General features: G+C 40.1%; 3 protein-coding genes. 1 reads left to right on the plus strand and 2 read right to left on the minus strand.

The features are described 5' to 3' along the window. The coding region (locus tag QZU45_RS11790; protein WP_295355532.1) for a hypothetical protein at nucleotides 1–544 on the minus strand (544 nt) is incomplete at its 3' end. Nucleotides 545–1,076: 532 nt separating this feature from the next. Between QZU45_RS11790 and QZU45_RS11795 the strand changes: the two genes are divergently transcribed. Then, a complete protein-coding gene (locus tag QZU45_RS11795; RefSeq protein ID WP_295355534.1) occupies nucleotides 1,077–2,267 on the plus strand; it encodes an MFS transporter in 1,191 nt (396 codons plus the stop codon). A 266-nt stretch (nucleotides 2,268–2,533) separates the two neighbouring features. On the opposite strand, the gene QZU45_RS11800 is transcribed toward QZU45_RS11795, so the two are convergent. Continuing rightward, the coding region (locus QZU45_RS11800) for a DUF4143 domain-containing protein (protein ID WP_295355536.1) at nucleotides 2,534–3,223 on the minus strand (690 nt) is incomplete at its 5' end.

Consider the following 3,223-nt stretch of genomic DNA (forward strand, 5'->3'; position numbering starts at 1 on the left):
TGATGATATCAAAGAGATTGGCTCTGTTCCTGTACTTCTGAAGCTGATATCTTGAAAAGCTTTCAATTCTTTTCTTCCATAATCTTTTTAAGAAGGAGGGAAGTCTGTTCTTGCCTTTATAGAAATAAAGATAGAGATCAAACTGTTTTTTGATGTCCATTGGACTGCTGGTTATTCTTTTTAAACCTTCTCTTATGTCAGATCTCCAGTCTTTGTAGGGATGAAGCATATACATCAGCAGAAAAAAAGGATTGAACCTCATTTCATAGTTTTCATAAAGTTCAACTGCAACCTTAACAACTGCAGCAGGATCAGCTCTAAGAGCATCCAAAATAATATTCTCAGAGTACTTTCTTAAGTCCTCATCATATGTTAGATAGAACTTAGTCTCGTTATAGACTCCTGAGGCAAAATGCTGTTTTAGCGCTGTTATAGCAGAGAGATTGCAGCTCCATCCTCCTGTAAAAGAATGATCAAAGCCTGGCTGTATCCTTTTGTAATCATCGCCTGTAAGAGTTCTGGTTTCATTTGGATAGAATGTCATCAAATCACCTCTTTGAAGGATAGCCTGAGCTTTTGAGTATGAAAGGCTAGGGTAAAGCTCTCTGAGAAATCATGGATCGCTGATATCTGAAATAAAAAGTAAGCGACCCCACGAGTGTAACGCCTGACCGGATCAGACAATCCTCCGGATGATTGCCGAACATGGTCGGACAAAATCATAAGACAAGACGCTACACCGTTTTTACGCTTCAGAGAGCTTTACCCTGAACTCTCATTTGTTTAAAGAATAAATCAGGACTGTTCCAGATCCTGCATGCTGTTGGATTATTTTTTTATCCAGAAAAGAATCTCTTAAGGTTAAGAAAAGATGATCGTTTTTTTGATTGAGAATTCCTGATACAGTCTGAAAACTCAAAATCATAATCTAGTAAAGTTATCTGTATTCAGCAGGAGTCTAGGCTGTCTGAATTATTGTGGAATATTGTGTTTGCAATTTTCTAAAAAAAGGCCAAAATGATTTTCTGTCATAAGGCTTTCACTTTTGTTGCATTTAAAAAAAGGTTACTCATAAAATGGATATCAAAGGACTTATAGCTCTGGCTTTTGGTACATTAGGTTTGGGCATTACAGAATATGTAGCTATGGGACTGCTGCCTTATCTTTCAGCAGATTTCTCGGTCACAATAGCTCAGGCCGGTCACGCAATCTCAGCATATGCACTTGGCGTTGCCATCGGAGCTTTCATGATTATCTTTATGAGAAGGCTCAGATTAAAAAGTATCCTTCTGATCCTGATTCTGATCCATCTGTTTGGCAATGCCTTAACCTGTGTGGTGGATAATTTTAATTATCTTCTGATCTCCCGTTTTATTGCCGGCTTGCCTCATGGCTGTTTTTTCGGTGTGGGCTCTATCATTGCTCAGCGCCTGGTAAAGGCAGGGAAGGGGACAAGTGCCGTTGCAATCATGACGGCAGGTATGACTGTTGCCAATGTCTTTGGCGTACCATTAGGTACCGCTCTTGCCAATTCCTTATCCTGGAGAGTCATTTTCATTATTGTCGCAGTATGGGCTCTTTTCGTTCTGCTCAGTGCAGTGCTGTGGATTCGTGATGTTGGCGGTATTGAAGATCGTGGCTTTAAGAATCAGTTTTCCTTCATGAAGACTAAATCTCCATGGCTGGTACTCGGTGCCACAATGTTTGGTAATGCTGGAATTTTCTGCATGATGAGTTACGTAAGTCCTCTGCTCACAGACTTGGGTTCGGTATCTTTGGAGTATGTTCCTGCCGTCATGGTCTGCATGGGCATTTTTATGGTTGCCTTCAATCTGATATCAGGCAAACTATGTGATCATTTCACTCCTGGTATTGTCGCCTCCTACTGTCAGCTATGTGCGGTCGTGTTACTTCTGATAATAGCTCTTTTAGGCCAGTATAATGCTCTTATCATTACTCTTATCTGTTTGAATGCGGGCCTTCTTTTTGCAATCTCCTCACCAGAACAGGTGGCGATTCTTCACACTGCACCGGCAGGACTGCTGGTGGCTGCATCCTGTGTTCAGGCCGCCTTTAATCTTGGCAATGCTATAGGTGCTTATGCAGGTGGTATTCCATTCAGCTTTGATCTCTCCATTAGACTTGTTACTGTTATCGGTGCAGCTCTTGCCCTGATTGGTTTTGTCTCGCTTTTTGTATATGCCAGAAAGTATGAAAAGACAGCCATGAAGGAATACTTTGATATGACCGGCATGAGCAGTAAATAGCCTTTCATACCATAAAAAAGTAAAGGTCAGGTTCAGTGGGTTAATCTGAGGCCAGAGTAATGGTGAGCATCTGGTTTTTATAGGGATTTAGAGCAGGAAAAAACAGAAGCAGGCAATGCTGACAGGTATAGACATCAGCGAAGCCAAAAAATGTAAGCAGGAGTTTCCAAAGGCAAACCTTCTGTAGTTGATTTTTTTCTGATTCAGCGGCTAGCTATTTTGGTAACCGCTGTGATATTCAATTTCAAACGAATTAATCCTGTACTCTAGTATGCATCAATATTCCATGCAAGATAAAGAGGAATACTGAATGTAGGCGTACTTTCACACAGATTCTCTCCTATGTTTTTCTGTGATAGTTTTATTCCCTTTGCAGGGGTATATTTTTTGCAGTACTGTTTATAACTTTTTGCTTGAGTATTATCTGCAGCCTTAACTTCGACAGGGATGATATTACCGTTTTGCTCATAAAGAAAATCTACTTCTGCGGTGTTGCCTGAACGCCAGAAATATGGCTCCTTTCCTCTGGAAATAAGTTCGGTTAAAACATAATTCTCAGTAAATGCCCCCTTGTATCTCCTGTACAGCTCTGTTTCGTTGATTATTGTTTCAGGAGAAACTTTAGATTTAGCACGTAATAAGCCAATGTCTGAAAAATAGACTTTAAAATATGTTTTATCTGTAAATCCTGATAATGGTAGTTCAGGAGTTACAACAAGTTCTGTTTTTTTTATGAGTCCTGCATCATTTAGCCACTGCAGAGCATCTTCAAGATCTGCTGCTCTTTTTCCTTCCTTAACATGTGAGAATACAAACTTGTTATTTTCTTTTGCTAACTGAACAGGCACTGAGTCCCATACCCAGCGTATTTTCGGAAATTCAGAAATGGGGGCATGTTTTGCGAAATCATCTGCGTAATCACTAAGTATTTCGTTCTGGATTTCTTCAACTTCCTC

It is taken from the genome of uncultured Succinivibrio sp., assembly GCF_902756765.1.
Taxonomy (GTDB): domain Bacteria; phylum Pseudomonadota; class Gammaproteobacteria; order Enterobacterales; family Succinivibrionaceae; genus Succinivibrio.

Bases quoted from the DNA above. Each gene is read 5' to 3' on its own strand.
- QZU45_RS11795 (WP_295355534.1), top strand. From the start codon at position 1,077: ATGGATATCAAAGGACTTATAGCTCTGGCTTTTGGTACATTAGGTTTG.